This window comes from Nonomuraea sp. NPDC049649 (genome assembly GCF_040675175.1).
Lineage (GTDB): Bacteria > Actinomycetota > Actinomycetes > Streptosporangiales > Streptosporangiaceae > Nonomuraea.
Genome location: NZ_JBFAOH010000001.1, coordinates 534,160 through 554,383, shown reverse-complemented (window position 1 = coordinate 554,383; position 20,224 = coordinate 534,160). Strand labels below are relative to the sequence as shown.

The 20,224-nt window shown below is 71.0% G+C and carries 15 protein-coding genes and 1 pseudogene; 12 read left to right on the top strand and 4 right to left on the bottom strand.

Going from position 1 to position 20,224, the window contains the following annotated elements; translation table 11 throughout:
- Nucleotides 1-6 precede the first annotated feature (6 nt).
- The 10 genes and pseudogenes from AB0J42_RS02600 (at nt 7) to AB0J42_RS02555 (ending at nt 9,301) form a co-directional block, all read left to right on the top strand.
- Entirely contained in the window at nt 7-936 is a 930-nt protein-coding gene (locus AB0J42_RS02600; protein WP_364287796.1) for an ABC transporter permease, read from the top strand.
- Nucleotides 933-1,721 (top strand): ABC transporter permease, encoded by a 789-nt coding sequence (locus AB0J42_RS02595; RefSeq protein WP_364287793.1) that lies wholly within the window; start codon nt 933-935, stop codon nt 1,719-1,721. Before AB0J42_RS02600 ends, AB0J42_RS02595 begins: the two co-directional genes overlap by 4 nt.
- A complete protein-coding gene (locus AB0J42_RS02590) occupies nt 1,718-2,824 on the top strand; it encodes an ABC transporter ATP-binding protein (protein ID WP_364287790.1) in 1,107 nt (368 codons plus the stop codon). The genes AB0J42_RS02595 and AB0J42_RS02590 overlap by 4 nt, the downstream gene beginning before the upstream one ends.
- A complete protein-coding gene (locus tag AB0J42_RS02585) occupies nt 2,821-3,765 on the top strand; it encodes a DUF6282 family protein (protein WP_364287787.1) in 945 nt (314 codons plus the stop codon). Before AB0J42_RS02590 ends, AB0J42_RS02585 begins: the two co-directional genes overlap by 4 nt.
- Entirely contained in the window at nt 3,762-4,553 is a 792-nt protein-coding gene (locus AB0J42_RS02580; protein ID WP_364287784.1) for an N-acyl homoserine lactonase family protein, read from the top strand. Before AB0J42_RS02585 ends, AB0J42_RS02580 begins: the two co-directional genes overlap by 4 nt.
- The gene (locus tag AB0J42_RS02575) at nt 4,546-5,400 is read left to right on the top strand and encodes an SDR family NAD(P)-dependent oxidoreductase (protein WP_364287781.1); all 855 of its coding nucleotides are present in this window, start codon (nt 4,546-4,548) and stop codon (nt 5,398-5,400) included. Before AB0J42_RS02580 ends, AB0J42_RS02575 begins: the two co-directional genes overlap by 8 nt.
- The gene (locus AB0J42_RS02570; protein ID WP_364287778.1) at nt 5,384-6,142 is read left to right on the top strand and encodes a carboxymuconolactone decarboxylase family protein; all 759 of its coding nucleotides are present in this window, start codon (nt 5,384-5,386) and stop codon (nt 6,140-6,142) included. Before AB0J42_RS02575 ends, AB0J42_RS02570 begins: the two co-directional genes overlap by 17 nt.
- A 34-nt stretch (nt 6,143-6,176) precedes the next feature.
- Nucleotides 6,177-7,712 (top strand): MFS transporter, encoded by a 1,536-nt coding sequence (locus AB0J42_RS02565; RefSeq protein WP_364287775.1) that lies wholly within the window; start codon nt 6,177-6,179, stop codon nt 7,710-7,712.
- Nucleotides 7,713-7,768: 56 nt separating this feature from the next.
- Nucleotides 7,769-8,416 carry a dihydrofolate reductase family protein gene (locus tag AB0J42_RS02560; protein ID WP_364287772.1) on the top strand — a complete coding sequence of 216 codons (648 nt, stop codon included), beginning with the start codon at nt 7,769-7,771 and terminating at the stop codon, nt 8,414-8,416.
- A 51-nt stretch (nt 8,417-8,467) separates the two neighbouring features.
- Nucleotides 8,468-9,301: pseudogene (locus AB0J42_RS02555) on the top strand (alpha/beta fold hydrolase).
- A 4-nt stretch (nt 9,302-9,305) separates the two neighbouring features.
- Here AB0J42_RS02555 and AB0J42_RS02550 read toward each other — a convergent pair.
- The 3 genes from AB0J42_RS02550 to AB0J42_RS02540 all read right to left on the bottom strand — a co-directional run bounded on the left by AB0J42_RS02550 (nt 9,306) and on the right by AB0J42_RS02540 (nt 14,486).
- Nucleotides 9,306-10,670, bottom strand: coding sequence for a phosphotransferase (locus tag AB0J42_RS02550; RefSeq protein ID WP_364287769.1), 1,365 nt, complete (start codon nt 10,668-10,670; stop codon nt 9,306-9,308).
- A 3-nt stretch (nt 10,671-10,673) separates the two neighbouring features.
- Nucleotides 10,674-12,374, bottom strand: a complete 1,701-nt coding sequence (treS, locus tag AB0J42_RS02545) for a maltose alpha-D-glucosyltransferase (protein WP_364287766.1) — start codon at nt 12,372-12,374, stop codon at nt 10,674-10,676.
- 72 nt (nt 12,375-12,446) lie between these two features.
- Nucleotides 12,447-14,486, bottom strand: coding sequence for an alpha-1,4-glucan--maltose-1-phosphate maltosyltransferase (locus tag AB0J42_RS02540; RefSeq protein ID WP_364287763.1), 2,040 nt, complete (start codon nt 14,484-14,486; stop codon nt 12,447-12,449).
- Nucleotides 14,487-14,723: 237 nt separating this feature from the next.
- Between AB0J42_RS02540 and glgP the strand changes: the two genes are divergently transcribed.
- Nucleotides 14,724-17,306: an alpha-glucan family phosphorylase gene (glgP, locus tag AB0J42_RS02535; RefSeq protein WP_364287760.1), complete on the top strand. Its 2,583-nt coding sequence runs from the start codon at nt 14,724-14,726 to the stop codon at nt 17,304-17,306.
- 44 nt (nt 17,307-17,350) lie between these two features.
- Nucleotides 17,351-18,247 (top strand): MurR/RpiR family transcriptional regulator, encoded by an 897-nt coding sequence (locus tag AB0J42_RS02530; protein WP_364287757.1) that lies wholly within the window; start codon nt 17,351-17,353, stop codon nt 18,245-18,247.
- On the opposite strand, the gene AB0J42_RS02525 is transcribed toward AB0J42_RS02530, so the two are convergent.
- Nucleotides 18,210-20,123, bottom strand: coding sequence for an N-acetylmuramoyl-L-alanine amidase (locus AB0J42_RS02525; RefSeq protein ID WP_364287754.1), 1,914 nt, complete (start codon nt 20,121-20,123; stop codon nt 18,210-18,212). The two genes, AB0J42_RS02530 and AB0J42_RS02525, sit on opposite strands and share 38 nt — an antisense overlap.
- Nucleotides 20,124-20,224: the final 101 nt, after the last annotated feature.

The window sequence follows — 20,224 nt, the reverse complement described above, 5'->3', positions numbered from 1 at the left end:
ACCGCCATGCCGGCCTCCACCCAGCCCGTCGACGCGCCACCGCCCGCCGCCGCCCCGGCGCCGCAGCCCGGTCCCCGGACCGCGGCCCGGCGGCGGCGGGTCGCGGCCCTGCTGCTCCTCCTGCCCGCCTGCGTCGCCCTGTTCCTGTTCTTCGTACTGCCGCTGCTCAACATCGTCGTGGGCAGCTTCACCGACCCCGAACCGGGCCTGGGCAACTACGTCGCGCTCTTCACCGACGGCTACACACTGGCGGTGCTCGGGCGTACGCTGCTCGTCGCCCTTGTCGTCACCCTGGCCGGCCTGCTGCTGGGCTACCCGTACGCCTACATGATGACGCTGGCCGGCCCCACCACGCGGGCGGTGATGGTGACCGTCGTGCTGGTGCCCTTCTGGACCAGCATGATGGCGCGCAACTTCGCCTGGATGGTCCTCATCCAGGACGGCGGCGTGCTGCAGAAGCTCTTCGGCCTGGTCGGCCTGGACGGCGTCACGCTGCTCGGCACGACGACCGGCGTGGCCCTGTCGATGACCCAGGTGCTGCTGCCGTTCATGGTGCTGCCGCTGTTCAGCGTCATGCAGCAGATCGACCACCGGCTGCTGCTCGCCGGGCAGAGCCTGGGTGCCAGCCGGCTGTCGGCCTTCCGCAAGGTGTACCTGCCGCTCTCACTGCCCGGCGTCGTCTCGGGCGCGTCTCTGGTCTTCGTGCTGGCGCTCGGCTTCTACGTCACGCCGGCGCTGCTCGGCTCCCCGCAGCACGCGCTCATCGCCCAGGTGATCAGCGTCCGCACCCGGGAACTGCTCGACTTCGGCGGCGCGGGCGCGCTGGGCGTCCTCATCCTGATCGTCACGCTGATCGCGCTGGCGGCCAGCAGGCGGCTGGCGGGCGCGGGCTCGGCGGTCGCCGCGCACGCGGTCGCGGCGGGAGGTGACCGGTGAAAGCGCGTCTCTGGCTGAAGATCGTGGCCGTGCTCGTGGGCCTGTTCCTGACGGTGCCGACGCTTGTGGTCATCCCGATGAGCTTCTCCTCGTCCCAGACGTTCCAGTTCCCGCCGTCGGGCTGGTCGCTGCAGTGGTACGAGAACCTGTTCACCTCGCCCGCGTGGAGCACCGCGATCCGGAACTCGCTCCAGGTCGCGCTGGTGACGACGGTGCTGGCCACCACGCTCGGCACCGCCGCGGCGCTGGGCCTGAACAGGCTGACCCCCCGGGTGCGCGGGGTGGCGACCGGGTTCCTGCTCTCGCCGATCATCATCCCGAACATCCTCATCGCCCTGGTGATCTTCTCCGCGTTCCTGCGCCTGTCGCTCAACGGCACCCTGATCGGCATCGCGATCGCACACACCGCCCTTGCGCTGCCGTTCGTGGTGATCGCCGTGACGGCTCGGCTGCAGGGCATGGACGCGGCGCTGCAGCGGGCGGGCAGCAGCCTCGGCGCGGGGCCGTTCTCCGTCTTCCGGAAGATCACCCTTCCGCTGGCGCTGCCCGGCGTGCTCTCCGGCGCGATCCTGGCCTTCGTCACCTCCTTCGACGAAGTGGTGCTCGCGCTGTTCCTGCAGTCGCCCAGCACGCTCACTCTTCCCGTCCAGATGTTCAACAGCGTGACCGTGCAGATCGACCCCACCATCTCGGCCGCGTCGAGCGTGATGGTCCTGCTGGTCAGCGTCCCCATCCTGCTCGCGCAGGTGATCGGCGCGCGCCGAGGAAAGGCAGGCAGGCAATGACGACCGGTGACGGACGAATCGAGCTGGTGGACCTGTGCAAGAGGTACGGGTCGGGACCGCTCGTGGTGGACCACGTCAACATCGACATCGCCCCCGGCGAGTTCCTCACCCTGCTCGGGCCGAGCGGCTCGGGCAAGACCACCACGCTCAACATGATCGCGGGCTTCACCGACATCACCTCGGGAGCCATCCGGCTGGGCGGGCGCGACGTCGCGCCGCTGCCGCCGCACCGCCGCGACTTCGGCATGGTCTTCCAGAACTACGCGCTCTTCCCGCACATGACGGTCGCGCAGAACGTCGCCTTCCCGCTGCGCGAGCGGAAGGTGCCGAAGCCGGAGATCGCCCGGCGGGTGGAGGAGACGCTGCGGCTGGTCGACCTCGCGGGCATGGGCGGCCGCCGCCCCCACGAGCTGTCGGGCGGCCAGCAGCAGCGGGTCGCCCTGGCCAGGGCCGTGGTCTTCTCGCCCTCCGTACTGCTGCTCGACGAGCCGCTCAGCGCGCTCGACCGCAAGCTCAGGCAGAGCCTCCAGCAGGAGATCAAGCGCCTGCACCAGGAGCTGAAACTCACCTTCGTCTTCGTCACCCACGACCAGGACGAGGCGATGTCGCTGTCGGACCGCATCGCGGTCTTCAACGCCGGACGCGTCGAGCGCATCGGCACCCCCGCCGAGCTCTACCGCGACCCGGGCACCCGGTTCGTGGCCGGCTTCCTCGGCGAGTCCAACCTCTTCACCGGCCGGCTGCGCCCCGGCGGCGTGTACGAGTGGGCCGGGCACAAGTGGGCCGTGCGCGACGCCGACGGGGTGCCCGCCGAGCGCGACCTCGTCGTACGCCCGGAGCGGCTGCGACTGGCCGCGGCCCCGGCCGACGTGCCCGAGGACGCCAACAGCGTCCAGGCGAAGGTGACCGGTCTCTACTTCCAGGGCACGCACCTGCGTGCCGAACTCGACTACGGCGACGGCACCACCGGGTGCGCCGTGCTGCCCCCCGACTCCGTGACCGGCATCGCGGCGGGCAGCGGCGTGACCGCCTACTGGCGACCCGAGCACCAGGTGCTGGTGACTCCGCCGGCCGACCCCCACCCGAACGAGGAGAACGCATGACGCAGCCCTCCGGCTCGCTGCTCGACCCCGAGCTCGACGGCGACCGGCTCAACCCCGACCCGGAGGCCGACGCCCTCCTCGACGGCGCCGTGGACCTCCACCAGCACCCCGGGCCAAGCCCGTTCCCCCGGCGGATGACCCTCCTGGACGCCGCCAGGGACGCCGACGGTGCCGGCTTCGAGGCCATCGTCGCCAAGTCGCACCACCACAGCATGGTCACCGACATCCTGGCGCTCGGCCCCGGCGGGCTGGACGAGCTCTCCGTCCAGGTGTTCGGCGGCATCGCGCTCAACCAGACCGTGGGCGGCCTCAACCCGCACGCCGTCGAACTCGCCCTGCGGATGGGCGGCCGGGTGGTGTGGTTCCCCACGCTCTCGTCCGCCGCGCACATCGAGCACCACCGCACCCACGACACCGGCTTCCCCACCTCCGTCGTGGAACTGCGGCCCAACGACGTGATCAGCATCCTCGGCCCGGACGGGCGGGTGCTGCCCGAGGTGCGCGACATCCTCTCGGTCATCGCGTCCGAGCAGGCCATCCTCACCTGCGGCCACCTCGGCGTCGAGGAGACGACCAAGCTCATCGAGGCCGCCAAGCAAGAGGGCGTGGACCGCATCTTGGTCAACCACCCCTGCTTCGTCGTCGGCGCCTCCGTCGAACAGGCCGCCCAGTGGGCCCGGCAGGGCGCGCACATCGAGCACTGCCTGGTGATGTACTTCGGCCGGCCCGAGCGCCGCCGGGACCTCGACGAGCTGCTGGCCTTCATCAAGGCGACCGGGCCCGAGCAGACCGTGCTGTCGTCGGACTCCGGCCAGAAGCACAACCCGCTGCCCGTGACGCTGTTCCGGCGCGGCGCCCGCGGCCTGCTGGACGCAGGGCTGCCGGAGGAGGACATCCGCCGCATGCTCGGCGGCAACGCGAGAGGACTGCTGCGCCGATGAGCACGACCTACGAGGTGCTGGCCATCCGCTACGGCACCCGCCCGACCACCCGTGCCCAGACCTTTCTCAACCACCACGTCTACCGAGAACCGGACACGCCGATCGACCTGGACTTCTTCCTCTGGGTGGCCAGGAACGACGAGCGCACCGTCGTCATCGACACCGGCTACACGGCCGCGAGCGCGGTCAACCGCATGCCGCGCCTGGAGCTGGCCGACCCGATCGGCACCCTGGCCGAACTGGGCGTCAAGCCCGAGGCGTCGCCCCAGGTGATCATCACGCACGCGCACTACGACCACCTGGGCAACCTGGACGCCTTCCCCTCCTCCGAGGTGGTGCTGGCACGGGCCGAGTACGACTTCTGGACCGGGCCGTACGCCACCCGCCCGCAGTTCGCGTGCACCACCGAGGAGGTGGAGCTGGCGCACCTGCGGCAGGTCGCCGCCGAGGGCCGCATCACCTTCGTGGAACGCTCCACCCAGGTCGCGCCCGGCGTCGAGGTGATCCCGGTGGGCGGCCACACCCCCGGCCAGCTCGTCGTCCGGGTGGCGACGGCCACCGGCCACGCCGTGCTCGCCTCCGACGCCGCGCACTTCTACGAGGAGGTGGAGCTGGACCGGCCGTTCACCTACATCACCGACCTTGAGGACACCTACCGCGCCTACGAGCTGCTGCGGGAGATGACCGCCGAGCCCGGCGAGGTGCTGGTGGCGGGGCACGACAGGGACGTGATGCGGCGATTCCCGCCGCTGCCGGGAGCCGGTGATCAGGTGGTGCGCATTGGCTGACCAGGTGAAGGGGCTGGCGGGGAAGGTGGCCGTGGTCACCGGCGGCGGCAGCGGGATCGGTGCCGCCACCGCCCAGCGGCTGTCGCGGGACGGCGCGGACGTCGTCGTGGTGGACGTCGACGGCGGCGCCGCCGCGTCGGTGGCGCGCGACCTGCCCGGCCGGTCGGTCGCGGTCGCCGCGGACGTCGCCACCGAGGAGGGCGTCGACTCCTACATCCGCGCCGCGCTCGACGCGTTCGGCCGGATCGACCTGCACCATCTCAACGCCGGCGTGCTCGGCACCCTCGCGCCCCTGCCCGACGTGTCCGCGGCGGACTTCGACCACGTCATCGCGGTGAACCTGCGCGGCGGCTTCCTCGGGCTGCGCGCCGCCTTCCGGTGCTACCGCAACCAGGGGACGGGCGGCGCCGTGGTGGTCACCGCGTCGATCTCGGCGCTGCGCGGGGCCGACGACCAGGTTCCCTACCAGACGTCCAAGCACGGGCTGCTGGGCCTGGTACACGGCGCGGCCATGTACGGCGGGCCGCGCGGCGTGCGGGTGAACGCGGTAGCCCCCGGCCTGGTGCCGACCGGGCTGTTCGCCTCGTCCGACGACGCCGGACGGGCCCGCACGCTGACCCGGCGAGGCTTGACCGTGCCCATGCGCCGGGTGGGCACCCCCGACGAGATCGCCGGCGTGGTCGCCTTCCTGCTCGGCGACGACGCCGCGTACGTCACCGGCGAGGTCGTCTCCGCCGACGGCGGCGCGTTCATCGTCAACACGGTGACCCGGGGCGGCGGCGCGGGCGCGTGGACGCCGGAGGACCTGACGAGTGAAAGGAACCAGCCCGATGACGCTCACCCCTGAGCAGCAGCGGATCAAGGACGAGTTCATCCGGGTGCGCGGCACCTGGAGCGAGGCGTGGGAGAGCGTGCTCCGGCTCGACGCCGGCTTCCTAGACTCCTACCGGCGGCTGTCGTCGGTGCCGTGGAACCGGGACCGACTGCCGGCCAAGGTCAAGGAGTTCATCTACATCGCGATGGACGCCGCCGCCACCCACCTCTACCACCCCGGCATCCGGCAGCACATCCGCGCCGCCCTGAACCACGGCGCCACCGCCGAGGAGATCATGGAGGTGCTGGAGCTGACCGCCACGCTCGGCATCCATGCCTGCAACATCGGCGTGCCGCTCCTGCTGGAGGTGCTGGAGGAAGAGGGCCTGCGCACCGGACCGGCCCCGCTCGACGAGCGCCGCGAACAGCTCAAGGCCGACTTCACCAAGAAGCGCGGCTACTGGCACGACTTCTGGGACGGCCTGCTGGAGCTGGACCCGGACCTGTTCGAGGCCTACCTCGACTTCTCCGGGGTGCCGTGGACGACCGGCGTGCTGGAGCCGAAGGTCAAGGAGCTCATCTACATCGCCTTCGACGCCTCGGCCACGCACCTGTACGAGCCGGGGCTCAAACTGCATATCCGGAACGCCATCGGCTACGGCGCGACCCCTGGGGAGATCATGGAGGTGTTCGCCATCGTCAGCGTCCTCGGCATCCACACGGTCATCGAGAGCGCGCCCATCCTGGAGGAAGAACTGAGCGCATCCGGAAATTGACCTCAAGTAAGGCTGAGGTTCTAGCGTTGCGTGCATGATCACGCAACGCGCGGGGCGGCGGGAGTGGATCGGCCTGGCCGTCCTCATCCTGCCGACCCTGCTGCTCTCCATCGACGTGACCGTGCTGCACCTGGCGGTGCCCGCGCTGAGCGAGGACCTCCGGCCCACCGGGGCGCAGTTACTGTGGATCAACGACATCTACGGGTTCCTGATCGCGGGTTTCCTCATCCCCATGGGGACGCTCGGTGACCGGATCGGGCGCAGGCGGCTGCTGCTGACCGGCGCGGCGGCGTTCGCGCTCGCCTCCGCCCTGGCGGCGTACGCGCCGAGCGCCGAGGTGCTCATCGCCGCCAGGGCCGCGCTGGGTGTGGCCGGGGCGACGCTGATGCCGTCGACGCTGTCGCTGATCCGCACCATGTTCCACGACCCCGCCCAGCGGACGACCGCGATCAGCCTGTGGATGGTCGGGTTCACCGGCGGCATGGTGATCGGCCCGCTGGTCGGCGGGATGCTCCTGGAGAGCTTCTGGTGGGGGTCGGCGTTCCTGCTCGGGGTGCCGGTGATGGCCGTGCTGCTCGTGCTCGGGCCGCTGTTGCTGCCCGAGTTCCGCTCGCCCGGCGCGGGCCGGGCCGATGCGCTCAGCGTGGTGCTGTCGGTGGTGGCCGCGCTCGCGGTCACGCACGGGGTGAAGGAGCTGGCCGCCGGTGGCGCCGCCCGCTCCGGGCTGCTCTCCCTGGCGGTGGGGACGGTGCTGGCGGTGGTCTTCGTACGGAGGCAGCGCAGGCTCGCCGAACCCCTGCTCGACCTGCGGCTCTTCGCCGAGCGGCGCTTCTCCGGTGCGCTGGGCACGCTGATGCTGGTCATTCTGGTGGGGCCGGGGATCGGCCTGCTGGCGGCGCAGTACCTGCAGCTCGTGCTCGGCCTGTCGCCGCTGGAGGCCGGGCTGTGGATGCTGCCCAACACCGTGCTGGTCATCGTCGGGTTCGTAGCGACCCCGGCGCTGGCCCGGCGCGTGCGCCCCGCGGTTCTCGGGGCCGCCGGGCTGGTGCTGGGCGCGGCCGGGGTGCTCCTGCTGACGACGGCGGGGACGTACGGGCTCCCCGCGCTGGTGACCGGGCACGCCCTGTTCTTCCTGGGCGGATCGCCGCTGCTCGTGCTGGGCACCGACATCGTCGTCAGCGCCGCGCCGGAGGAGCGCGCGGGCTCGGCGGCCGCGCTGTCGGAGACGGCGCAGGAGTTCGGCGGCGCCGCCGGGCTCGCGGTCTTCGGCAGCATCGCGGCCGCCGTCTACCAGGCCCGCCTGCGCGTACCGGATGAGATCCCGGCGGAGGCGGCGGAAGCGGCCCGCGACACCCTCGGGGGCGCCATCGCCGTCGCGTCCGGACAGCCCGCGGGGGTCGCCGCCACGCTGGCGGACGGGGCCAGGGCCGCCTTCACCTCGGGCTTGACGGCCACGGCCGTGGCCGCCGCCGTCGTCCTGCTCGCCGCGGCGGTCCTGGCCGCGGTCACCCTCCGCCACGTTCCCCGGCTCGCCTCTCCGGAGCCGGAGGTTTCCGAAGCACACCGATGAGTTCTCCCGGTGTGGGGAGTCTTAACTCCCGACGTCGTTTCATATGGGAGGACACCATGACCCAGCTGCTGAGAGTGCAGAACTTCTGCGTCTCCAGTGACGGCATCGCCGCCGGCGAGGACCAGAGCCTGGAGCACCCGTTCGGCCGGGCCGTCGATCCCGGGAAGCTGTTCGCGTGGGCGGGTGCGACGGCGAGCTGGCCGAACCGCACCGACCCCGGCGGGAGCAGGGGCCTGGACGACTACTTCACCCGGGACTTCTCGTGCAACATCGGGGCCGAGATCATGGGGCGCAACAAGTTCGGGCCGCAGCGCGGTCCGTGGCGCGACCACGAGTGGCGCGGCTGGTGGGGTGACGAGCCGCCGTTCCACACTCCGGTGTTCGTCATGACGCACCACGAGCGGCCGTCGTTCACGCTCTCCGACACCACCTTCCACTTCGTCGGCGGCGACCCGGCGGAGGTTCTGGCGCGGGCGCGGGAGGCGGCGGGGGGCAAGGACGTCCGGCTCGGCGGCGGTGTCACCACGATCCGCCGGTTCCTCGAGGCGGGCCTGGTCGACACCATGCATGTGGCGGTCGCGCCGGTGAAGCTGGGGTCGGGGCTGCGGCTGTGGGGCTCGCCCGAGGAACTGCTCGACCGCTACCACCTGGACGTGGTGCCGAGCTCCAGCGGTGTGATCCACCATCTGTTCTGGCGGAAGTGATCTCCGCGTGTGTAAGGTGTCAAAGGCGGATTCGCTAATGACACGGGGAGGTTGGGCACTGTGCCTGACTGGACGCTGAGCAGGACGTTCGCCGGCAGCTCGGGGGAGGTGCGCTGGGACCGGTTCGGGGATCCGGCCGCCGCGCCGGTGGTTCTGCTGCACGGCACGCCCTTCTCCTCCTACGTCTGGCGCGGCGTGGCCCGGGCGCTCGCCGCGCGTCACCAGGTCTTCGTCTGGGACATGCCGGGTTACGGCGCTTCGGCGAAGTTCGACGGGCAGGACGTCTCGCTGGGCGCCCAGGGCCGGGTCTTCGCCGAGCTGCTGGACCATTGGGGCCTGACGGAGCCTCTCGTGGTGGCGCACGATTTCGGCGGTGCCGTCGCGCTCCGCGCCCATCTGCTGCACGGCGTGCGTTACCGGCGGCTGGCGCTGGTCGATCCGGTCGCGCTCGCGCCCTGGGGGTCGCCGTTCTTCCGGCTGGTGGGCGAGCATTCCGAGGTCTTCGAGCGGCTGCCGCCCGGTCTGCACCGCGCGCTCGTACGTGAATACGCCGGGTCGGCGAGCAGCCGGGGGCTCCATCCGGAGACCCTCGACCGGGTGGTCGAGCCGTGGCTCGGCGAGGCGGGGCAGCGGGCCTTCTACCGCCAGATCGCCCAGGCCGACCAGCGCTTCACCGACGAGATCCAAGGGCGGTACGAGACCATCTCGCTTCCCGTCCTGGTGTGCTGGGGGGAGGACGACGGCTGGATCCCCGTGGCCAAGGCGCACTAGCTGGTGTCCCGTATCCCGGGGGCCGGGCTGCGGCTGATTCCCGGGGCCGGTCACCTGGTTCAGGAAGACGCCCCGGGGGAGCTCACGGCGGCTCTCCTGGAGTTCCTCGGCTGAGGGCTCAGCCCTGGGGGAGTCCCGCCGGCTGGCGGAAGGCGGCCAGCGGGATCGACAGCCAGGTGGGGCGGTTGCGGGCCTCGTACACGACCTCGTACACCGCCTTGGAGAGCTCGAAGGCGCGCAGCAGCGCGGCGTCGGCGGGAGCTATGACGCCGCCGCCCTCGGCGTAGCCCTCCAGGAACGCGGAGCGGTTGCGTTCGGCCCACTCCTCGGCCTTCGGCTCCAGGCGGTCCGCCTCGGCGTGGCCGGCGAGCAGGTGGCGGGCCGCGTAGTCGAAGGAGCGGAGCATGCCGGCCACGTCGCGCAGCGGCGAGGAGAGGGCGCGGCGCTCGGCCAGCGGCTGGCCGGGCTCGCCCTCGAAGTCGAGCACCACCCAGTCGGTGGTGGTGCGCATGACCTGGCCCAGGTGGTAGTCGCCGTGCACCCGCTGGACGGGCACCTCGGCGTTCAGCTCCTCGACCCGGTGGTAGGCGCGCTCCAGCGCCGGCACGTGCTCGCGCAGCTCGGGCACCTGGCCCACGGCCCGGCCGAGCTGCCGTCTGAAGTCCTCGGCCATCCGCTTGACCTCGGGCGCCGTCATCACGCCGGTGCCGAACGCGGCGCGCAGCTCGTGGTGGACGCGGGCGGTGGCGGTGCCCAGCCGGGCCGCCTCGGCGGCGAAGTCGCCGCCCGCCTCCGCCGCGTGCAGGCCGGGCAGCGAGTTGTACAGGTCGCGGACGCTGGTGAGCGCCAGGTCCCAGCCGTCGGCGGCGTTCGACAGGTACTCCTGGGTGATGGCCAGCGTGGTGGGGGTGCCGTCGAGGTCGGTCTCGATCCATCCGTACGGCTGCGCGATGTGCGGCGCGCCCCGGGCCGCGAGCGCGACGACGACCTCCAGCTCCGGGTTGACGCCGGGGACGAGCCTGCGGAAGAGCTTGGTGATGTACGCCTCGCCGAAGACCAGCGAGGTGTTGGACTGCTCGGCGCCGAGCACGATGCTGCGCTGGCCGGTGTCGATCTCGACGCCCGGCAGGTGCCGGGAGCGGATGTCCTGCGTGGTGGCGTCGGCCGCCATGGACTCCAGCACCCAGCGGGTCAGCTCGTGGTCGTGGACGGCGTCGTACGCGGCCCACTGCACCCCGCCGGAGGGGTACGTGCCGACGTAGGCGTGGCCGAGCGCTTCGGGCAGCTCCCGGCGCAGGCCGAGCAGGAGCTGGTAGCGCTCGCGGGAGCCCTCCTGCCAGACCGAGACGATCAGGTGGCGCAGGCACGGGTCGCCCGCCTGGATGACGACGTCCGAGTCGATCGACAGCGAGTCGATCGGGCGCCCCTTGCCGCCGAACCAGCGTTGACGACCGATCCATGCGGCAAGGAGCTCGTCCAGCACGTCCTACTCCTCCTGGGTGCGGGCCGGCGGAAGGGTGAACCAGAAGAACCCATGCCCAGGGAGCGTCAAAAGATACGGAAGCTCGCCAATCGGAGGAAAAGGCACGCCGCCCATCGTCTCCACCGGCGACACGCCGACGAACCGGCGCAGGTCCAGCTCCACCGGCTGCGGGAATCGGGACAGGTTGTTCACGCAGAGCATGCGGTCGTCGCCCAGCTCGCGGACGAACGCCAGCACGCTCGGGTTGGAGGAGTTGAGCTCGATGAACTCGCCCAGCCCGAAGACCGGGTGGCGCTTGCGGATCTCGATCATCCGGCGGGTCCAGTGGAGCAGCGAGGCCGCGTTCTTCTGCTGGGCCTCGACGTTGAGCCCCTGGTAGCCGTAGATCGGGTCCATGATGACCGGCAGGTAGAGCCGGCCGGGGTCGCAGTCGGAGAAGCCGGCGTTGCGGTCGGGGTCCCACTGCATGGGGGTGCGGACGCTGTCGCGGTCGCCGAGCCAGATGTTGTCGCCCATGCCGATCTCGTCGCCGTAGTAGAGCACCGGGGAGCCGGGCAGCGAGAGCAGCAGGGCGGTGAAGAGCTCGATCTGGTTGCGGTCGTTCTCCAGCAGGGGGGCGAGGCGGCGGCGGATGCCGACGTTGGCCCGCATGCGGGGGTCTTTGGCGTACTCGGCGTACATGTAGTCGCGCTCTTCGTCCGTGACCATTTCGAGGGTCAGCTCATCATGGTTACGGAGGAAAATCCCCCACTGGCAGTTTTCCGGGATTTTCGGCGTTTGAGCCAAAATTTCGGAGATCGGGTAGCGGGACTCGCGGCGCACCGCCATGAAAATCCGCGGCATCAGGGGGAAATGGAAGGCCATGTGGCATTCGTCCCCGCCGCCCACCGGGTCGCCGAAGTACTCCACCACGTCCGACGGCCACTGGTTGGCCTCGGCCAGCAGCACCCGGTCGGGGTAGAGCCGGTCGACCTCGGCCCGCACCCGCTTGAGGTACTCGTGCGTACGGGGAAGGTTCTCGCAGTTGGTGCCCTCCTCCTCGAAGAGGTACGGCACCGCGTCCAGCCGGAACCCGTCGATGCCCAGGTCCAGCCAGAACCGCAGCACCTCCAGCATGGCCTCCTGCACCGCCGGGTTCTCGTAGTTGAGGTCCGGCTGGTGGTGGAAGAACCGGTGCCAGTAGTACTGCCCGCGGACCGGGTCGTAGGTCCAGTTGGACGTCTCGGTGTCGATGAAGATGATGCGGGCGTCGGAGTAGCGGTCGTCGGTGTCCGACCAGACGTAGAAGTCGCCGAACGGCCCCTCCGGGTCGTGCCGGGAGGCCTGGAACCACGGGTGGGCGTCGCTCGTGTGGTTCATCACCAGGTCGGCGATGACCCGCATGCCGCGCCGGTGCGCCTCGTCGACCAGGCGTACGAAGTCGCCCAGATCACCGAACTCCGGGAGGATCTTCATGTAGTCGGCGATGTCGTAGCCGCCGTCGCGCAGGGGGGACTCGTACAGCGGGAGCAGCCAGAGACAGTCGACCCCGAGCCACTGCAGATAGTCGAGCTTGCCGATGAGGCCGCGGATGTCGCCGGTGCCGTCGCCGTTGGAGTCGGCGAAACCCCTGATGAGCACCTCGTAGAAGACGGCACGCCGATACCAGTACGGGTCGCGCGGCTTCTCGTCGTCGAAAGTGTTGGGAATGGGTGTGGAGCTCATGAGCTCTCCTTCCGGACGCTCATGAGGGAGGCGCTTGCACACACAGTTGAAGACTCCCCGCTGAATTCAGCTCTACCGTGGCGACGCTCGTACGGTGAGGATGTGGGCCGGGTGGATGTGAGGGTCGAGGCGCACGTAGTTGTACTGCTTCCAACGGTACGTCTCGCCCGACAGCTCGTCGTCGACCACGAATTCGGCATTCCAGTCGAGCCCGAGGGCGGGCAGGTCGAGATCGACCGTCGCCTCGTGCGTGTGGTGCGGATCAAGGTTGATCACCGCTATGACGACGTCGCCCAGTCCGTGCCGTCGTGTGGCACTGTCGTAGGCGCCGGGAAGGCGCTTCGAGAAGCAGATGATGTCCGGTTGGTCGACCCTGTGGAACCGTAGGTTACGCAATTCCTGGAGGGCCGGATGGGCTCTTCGGAACAAATTCAGGTGAGTGATGAAAGGTGCCAGGCTGCGGCCCTCTCGCTCCGCGCTGACCCAATCGCGCGGCCGGTACTGATATTTCTCGCTATCGAGATATTCCTCACTCCCCGGGCGAACCGGGACATTCTCCGCGAGCTCGTACCCCGAATACATCCCCCACGTCGGCGAGGCCAGGGCCGCCAGCACGGCCCTGATCTTGAACGCCGGCACCCCGCCGTGCTGCAGGTACTCGTGCAGGATGTCCGGCGTGTTGACGAACAGGTTCGGCCGCAGGAAGGCGGACGTGGTGTGCGCCAGCTCCGAGAGGTACTCCTCGACCTCGGGCTTGCTGTTCTTCCAGGTGTAGTACGTGTAGGACTGGTGGAAGCCGGCCTTGGCCAGCGTCTGCAGCATCGCCGGCCGGGTGAACGCCTCCGACAGGAACAGCACGTCCGGGTCGGTGGCGTGGATGTCGGCCAGCAGCCGCTCCCAGAACGCCACCGGCTTGGTGTGCGGGTTGTCGACCCGGAAGATCCGCACGCCGTGGTCCATCCAGTGGCGCAGCACCCGCTTGATCTCCGCGTACAGGCCCTCGGGGTCGTTGTCGAAGTTGAGCGGGTAGATGTCCTGGTACTTCTTCGGCGGGTTCTCGGCGTACGCGATCGAGCCGTCGGCCCGGATCGTGAACCACTCCGGGTGCTCCTTGACCCACGGGTGGTCGGGGGAGCACTGCAGGGCGAAGTCGAGCGCCACCTCCATGCCCAGCTCGCGGGCGCGGGCCACGAAGTCGTCGAAGTCGTCGATGGTGCCCAGGTCGGGGTGGACCGCGTCGTGCCCGCCGTCCTCCGAGCCGATCGCCCAGGGCGAGCCGGGGTCGTCGGGCTCGGGGCTGAGCGTGTTGTTGCGCCCCTTGCGGAAGGTGTGGCCGATCGGGTGGATCGGCGGCAGGTAGACGACGTCGAAGCCCATCTTGGCGATGGCGGGGAGCCGCTTGGCCGCAGTCTGGAAATTTCCGGACTTGGAGACGCCGGAGCCGCTCACCACGGCCCCCTCCGACCGCGGGAAGAACTCGTACCACGACCCGTACAGCGCCCGCCGCCTCGACACCCGCACCTTCTGCTGCCTGGCCCTGGTGACCAGGTCGCGCAGCGGATGCGCGGCCAGCAGCGCGGCCGTCTCCGGCAGCTGCGCCACCGACAGCCGGGCCCGCGGATCGAGACCGGCGTCGCGGAGCCTGGCGGCGACGCCGAGCAGGGCGGCACGGTGACCGCAGGCGCTCTCGCCGCCGTCCGGCGCCGGGCAGTCGGCCGGCCGCACGGCCTTGGCGGCGCGCTCGAACAGCCGCGCGCCCTCCTCGCACATCAGGTCGGTGTCGATGCCGCGCGGGATCTTGATCCCGGCGTCGTGCAGCCAGCTCGCGACGGGGTCGCTCCAGGCCTCCACGCGGAAGAGCCAGTCGCCCTCGCTCGGCAGGCACACGTCCACGGCCCACCGGTCGGTCCCGGGGGCGATCTCGCGCATCGGTCTCAGCCTGCCGCGCTCCCCGTCGGGAGCCGTGAGGACCACTCCGGCGGCCACGGCGTCGTGGCCCTCTCTGAACACGGTCGCGGAGATCTCGAAGGTCTCGCCGGCGACCGCCTTCGCGGGCCACTGCCCGCAGTCGACGACGGGGGAGATGTCCGTGATGGGAATACGTCCGATCATCGCATTTCAAGGTTTGCGACGGCACCCGGTACCGCCGGAGGCTTTCCTGGCAGGATCGATCCTTGCACGTCATTTGCGGGCAGCAGCGGATAGAGCTCCCGAGTGTCCCCGAGAGAACCTGACATTGGAGAAAGTTGCCCCAATCCCCGCCCTTCATGCTTCATCCCGGAAGGGGTTTGAACGCCCGTCCTGGGGGTGAAGGAACCAGAGGTTCCGCCTAGCCCTAGGGTTCACACTGTGAGAGCAATTCGCCGCTTCACCGTCCGCACCGTTCTGCCCGCGGAGCTGGCCGCACTCGGCGAGCTCGTGCACAATCTGCGCTGGTCATGGCATCCGGAGACGATGGATCTCTTCGCCGAGGTCGACCCGGCGCTGTGGGAGCAGGTCGGCCACGACCCGGTAGCGCTGCTGGGCGCCGTCGCGCCGGAGCGGCTGGCCGAGCTGGCCGCCGACCGCCGCTTCCGGCGGCGCCTCGACGACGCCGCCGACGACCTGCGCGCGTACATGACCGGGCCGCGGTGGTACCAGACGCTGCCGGACGCCGCGCGGGCGATCGCCTACTTCTCGCCCGAGTACGGCATCGCCGCCGCGCTGCCGCAGTACTCGGGCGGCCTGGGCATCCTGGCCGGCGACCATCTCAAGACGGCCAGCGACCTCGGCGTGCCGATCCTCGCCGTCGGCCTGCTCTACCGGCACGGCTACTTCACCCAGTCGCTCTCACCCGAAGGCTGGCAGCTGGAGCACTACCCGTCGCTCGACGCGGGCGGCCTGCCGCTCAGCCTGCTCAAGGAGCCCGGCGGCGCGCCCGTCAAGATCCGCATCCCGCTCCCCGACGAGCGGGTGCTGCACGCCCAGATCTGGGTGGCGCAGGTCGGCCGGGTCCCGCTGCTGCTGCTCGACTCCGACGTGGCCGACAACGACAGCGCCGCCCGCGACGTCACCGACCGGCTCTACGGCGGCGGCACCGACCACCGGCTGCTGCAGGAGCTGCTGCTCGGCGTGGGCGGGGTGCGCGCCATCCGCGCCTTCTGCCGCATCACCGGCAGCCCCGAGCCGGAGGTGTTCCACACCAACGAGGGCCACGCGGGCTTCCTCGGCCTGGAGCGCATCCGCGAGCTGACCGAGCAGCGGCTCTCCTTCGACGAGGCGCTGGAGGTGGTCCGGGCCGGCACGGTCTTCACCACCCACACCCCGGTGCCCGCGGGCATCGACCGGTTCCCGGTCGACATGATCGCCCGCCAGTTCGGCGGCGACAACGGCTGGCCGACCGTGCCGGTCGAGCGCATCCTGGCGCTCGGCGCCGAGGCCGACCCCAGCCGGTTCAACATGGCCGTCATGGGCATGCGGCTGGCCCAGCGCGTCAACGGCGTGTCCCGGCTGCACGGCCAGGTCAGCCGCGAGATGTTCCAGGACCTGTGGCCCGGCTTCGACGTCGACGAGGTGCCGATCGGCTCCATCACCAACGGCGTGCACGCGCCGACCTGGGTGGGCCGCGAGTTCATGGAGCTGGCCGAGCGCGAGCTGCCCTCGCTGCTGGAGCGGGCGCGCGGCTGGGAGGGCGTGCAGAAGATCTCCGACGCGGAGATCTGGGAGATCAGGCGCACGCTCCGCCGCCGCCTGATCGAGGCGGCGCGGGCGCGGCTGCGCCGGTCCTGGCTCGACCGCGGCGCCTCCCCGGCCGAGCTGGGCTGGATCGACGACGCGCTCGACCCCGACGTGCTGACCATCGGGTTCGCCCGGCGGGTGCCGTCCTACAAGCGGCTCACGCTCATGCTCAGCGACCCCGAACGCCTGACCGAGCTGCTGCTCCACCCCGAGAAGCCGGTGCAGATCCTGATCGCGGGCAAGGCCCACCCGGCCGACGAGGGCGGCAAGAAGCTGATCCAGCAGATCGTCAAGTTCACCGACCGGCCCGAGGTGCGCCACCGCATCGTCTTCCTGCCCGACTACGACATGGCCCTGGCCCAGCTCCTGGTGCAGGGCTGCGACGTATGGCTGAACAACCCGCTCCGCCCGCTGGAGGCGTCCGGCACCTCCGGCATGAAGTCGGCGCTCAACGGCGGGCTCAACCTGTCGATCCGCGACGGCTGGTGGGACGAGTGGTACGACGGCACCAACGGCTGGGCCATCCCCACGGCCGACGGGGTGGCCGACCCGGTCCGGCGTGACGAGCTGGAGGCCGCCGCGCTCTACGACCTCGTCGAGCACGAGGTGGCCGACCGCTTCTACGACCGGGGCGTCGACGGGCTGCCCCGCCGCTGGATGGAGATGGTCAAGCACACCCTGGCCTCGCTCGGCCCGAAGGTGCTGGCCGGGCGGATGCTCCGCCAGTACGTGGTCGAGCTCTACACGCCGGCCGCCCGCGCCGCGCGGGAGCTGTCCGCCGACGGGTACGCGCCCGCCCGGGCGTTCGCCGACTGGCGACTCAAGGTCACCAAGGAGTGGCCGGGGGTGCGGGTCGAGCACGTGGAGGCCTCGGGCGTCGGCGACACCCCGGAGGTGGGCGCCTCGCTGGAACTGCGGGCCACGATCACGCTCGGCGACCTGGAGCCGGGCGACGTGCTGGTGGAGGCCGCCTACGGGCGGGTCGGCGCGCACGACGAGCTGATCCACCCCGACTACACCGAGCTGACGCCCGACGGGGTGGACGACGACGGCCGCGCCCACTACACCGGCGTGGTCCCGCTCGGCCACACCGGCGCGTTCGGCTACACCGTACGGGTCGTGCCGTACCATCCGCTGATGGCGGCGCGGGCGGAGCTGGGGCTCATGGCGGTGCCGGAGGAGCCCGCCGGGATGACCAACGGCATCCTCCGCTGATCACGCGGTGTAGAAATCAGGCCGACCAGCGGCATAATCGACCTGTGGACGACAGCGGCAACGGCATGCGAGCCGAAACCCTGGTTGCCACGGTCCGTGGTGTGCTGCCGTCCCTGACGCCCGCCGCCCGGACCGTCGCCCAGCTGATTCTCGAAGACCCGGCGACGGTGGCCCGCAGCACGATCACCGAGCTCTCGGCGGCCTCCGGTACGAGCGAGGCCACGATCGTGCGCACCGCCCGGCTGCTCGGCTTCGCCGGTTACCCGCAGCTGCGCCTGGCGCTGGCGGCGGCGGCCGCCCAGCCCGACCGGCTGGTCCCCGGCGACCTGGCCCCCGACGACCCGCTGTCGGAGGTGATCCAGAAGGTCGCCAGGGCCGAGTCGGAGGCGATCAACGACACGGTCGCCCAGCTCACCTCCGAACGGCTCGGCCTGGTGGTCGACGCCATCGTCGCCGCCCGCCGCATCGACGCCTACGGGGTGGGGGCCTCGGGCCTGGTGGCCGAGGACGTCGCGCAGAAGCTGCTGCGCATCGGCCTGTCGAGCCACGCCTTCCAGGACGCCCACCTGGCGCTGACCAGCGCCGTCCTGCTCAAGGAAGGCGACGTGGCGATCGGCATCAGCACCTCCGGCGAGACGCCCGACGTGATCGAGCCGCTGCGCCGGGCGGGGGAGGCCGGTGCGACGACGGTCGCCATCACCAACAACCCCCGCTCATCCATCGCGGAGCTGGCCGAGCACGTGCTCATCTCGGCCGGGCGCGAGACGGAGTTCCGTCCCGGCGCCCTGGCCAGCCGCATCAGCCAGCTCCTCGTCATCGACTGCGTGTTCGTCGGCGTCGCCCAGCGCACCTACGACTCCTCGCAGGAGGCGCTGGCCAGCACCAGGCGCGCCGTGTCCGCGTTCACCCGGAGAACGTCACCCGCACGTCGTCAGCCTTGACGAACATGATCCGGTGCCCGAACTGGATCTGGAGATACTTCGTCTTCCCCCGGACCACCCGGTGCGGCGCCGGGTCGAGGGTGACGGCCCGGTAGTACTCGGCCGGCGCCGGCCCGGCCAGCGTGTACTTCTCGCCCGCCGAGAAGGTGTACTGCAGCGGCGTGACCTCCTGATACGGGATGCCCTCGGGGTAGGCGGACTGCTCGGGGTAGGCCCTGCCGTACACCGGGACCGTCTGCAGGCCCGGCCTGGGCGTGACCACGAGCCCCATGGAGGGCACGGCGGTCGGCTCGGCGGCCGGGTTGTGGAACCACGCCTTCTGGCCGAGATACCAGATCGCCGTCCAGTCGCCCTGCCGGTCGGCCACCGCGAACCGCTGGCCGGTGCTGGCCCGCGCGCTGTGGTCGTACACGCTGTAGAGGGAGTCGCCGGTGGGGTGCTTGCCGATGTCCTTCACCAGCGGCGCGTCGTGGCGCGGCTCGGTGCGCAGCCAGACGGTGTGCGCGGGCAGCGGCGGGCAGTCGGCCTCGGGGTTCTGCCGGTCGCAGCCGTAGAAGTGGGGCCGGTTGCTCTCGAAGTCGGGCCTGATCATGACCGCGCCGGAGCGGGGGCCGCCGACCCCGTGCAGCGGGGCGCCGAGCAGCTTGAAGTAGTGCGCCCAGTCCCAGAACGGGCCGGGGTCCTCGTGCATGCCGCGGACCGTGCTCGGCAGCGTGCCGGGTACGTTGTCGTGGCCGATGATGTGCGCCCGGTCGAGCGGCACGCCGTGGCGGAGCGCCAGGTAGCGCACCAGCCGGGCCGACGTCCGGTACATCGCCTCGGTGTACCAGGTGTGGCCCTCGGCCAGGAAGCCCTCGTGCTCCAGCCCGATCGACTTGGCGTTGATGTACCAGTTGCCGGCCTGCCAGGCGACGTCCTTGGTCTTGATGTGCTGGGCGATGTGCCCGTCCGCGGAGCGGAGCGAGTAGTGCCAGCTCGCCCGGTAGGCGGGGTTCTCCACCAGGCCGATGGACGGGCCGAAGTAGCCCTCCATGTCGTGGATGACGATGTAGTCGATCTTCTGGGACCGGGGGCGGTCCGCCAGGTCGTGGTTGCCGTAGCCGCCGTCCGGCAGCTCGGCGTACCCGGCCGGGATCCACTCGCAGGACACCGTGGGCGGGCACTCCACGCCGTCGCGGCGCGGCGCGCGCAGCTTGAGCTTCTTCAGCCACGTCTTGACGGCGTCCAGGTTCCTGACGGGGTGGAGCTTGACCCGGTGGCCGTCGTCGGTGACCCGTTCCTCGCCCGACTCGATGGTGGCGAACACCTCGTCGGCGAAGAACCGGGCGGCCTCCTCCTGGTCGGCGCCGGAGTACTTGGCGACCGCGCCGTACCACTGGCCGGGGTCGTCGCTGAGCGGCGCGCCGATCGACTTCTGGTAGTCGGCCAGGAGCGCGGCGCCGCCCCGGATGTTGGCGGCCGGGTCGGTGCGCAGCCGCTCGCGGCTCTCCCCGGTCAGCTCGGCGGCCCGTTCCAGGGTGCGCAGCCCGGCCGGGATCTCGGCGGGCCCGGGTGCTTCGGCGGCGGGGACGGCGGGTCTGCTCTCGTCGCCGCGCGGGTCCTCCTCGCTCGCGCCGTGGTGGTTCGAGCCGGAGTACGCGGCGGCGTCGGTCAGGTGCATGGGGCCGAAGCCCGCGTTGTTGCTGGGCGTCCCGGCGTGGGCGTCCCAGCGTGATTCGAGGTAGGAGACGCCGAGCAGCACGCTCTCGGGGACCTGGAACTCCTGGGCCGCCGCGGTGAAGGCCGACTGCCGGTCACCCGGTGCGGCGGCCTGCGCCGCCGTGACGCCGGTTAACGGCAGGAGTGCGACCGCGGCGATCGCCAGCGCTCTGCGCATGTACCGCTCCTTTACAGGGGCTGTCGGAACGGAGTCAGCGTCTCAATATTTTCCTTCTCTGGCGAGAGTTTTGCGAAGGATTTCTTCACCCTTTTCCGGGG

Coding starts and splice junctions, on each gene's coding strand:
- AB0J42_RS02600 (WP_364287796.1), top strand. CDS start 7: ATGCCGGCCTCCACCCAGCCCGTCGACGCGCCACCGCCCGCCGCCGCC.
- AB0J42_RS02590 (WP_364287790.1), top strand. CDS start 1,718: ATGACGACCGGTGACGGACGAATCGAGCTGGTGGACCTGTGCAAGAGG.
- AB0J42_RS02585 (WP_364287787.1), top strand. CDS start 2,821: ATGACGCAGCCCTCCGGCTCGCTGCTCGACCCCGAGCTCGACGGCGAC.
- AB0J42_RS02580 (WP_364287784.1), top strand. CDS start 3,762: ATGAGCACGACCTACGAGGTGCTGGCCATCCGCTACGGCACCCGCCCG.
- AB0J42_RS02570 (WP_364287778.1), top strand. CDS start 5,384: ATGACGCTCACCCCTGAGCAGCAGCGGATCAAGGACGAGTTCATCCGG.
- AB0J42_RS02565 (WP_364287775.1), top strand. CDS start 6,177: ATGATCACGCAACGCGCGGGGCGGCGGGAGTGGATCGGCCTGGCCGTC.
- AB0J42_RS02560 (WP_364287772.1), top strand. CDS start 7,769: ATGACCCAGCTGCTGAGAGTGCAGAACTTCTGCGTCTCCAGTGACGGC.
- treS (WP_364287766.1), bottom strand. CDS start 12,374: ATGAGCTCCACACCCATTCCCAACACTTTCGACGACGAGAAGCCGCGC.
- AB0J42_RS02540 (WP_364287763.1), bottom strand. CDS start 14,486: ATGATCGGACGTATTCCCATCACGGACATCTCCCCCGTCGTCGACTGC.
- AB0J42_RS02525 (WP_364287754.1), bottom strand. CDS start 20,123: ATGCGCAGAGCGCTGGCGATCGCCGCGGTCGCACTCCTGCCGTTAACC.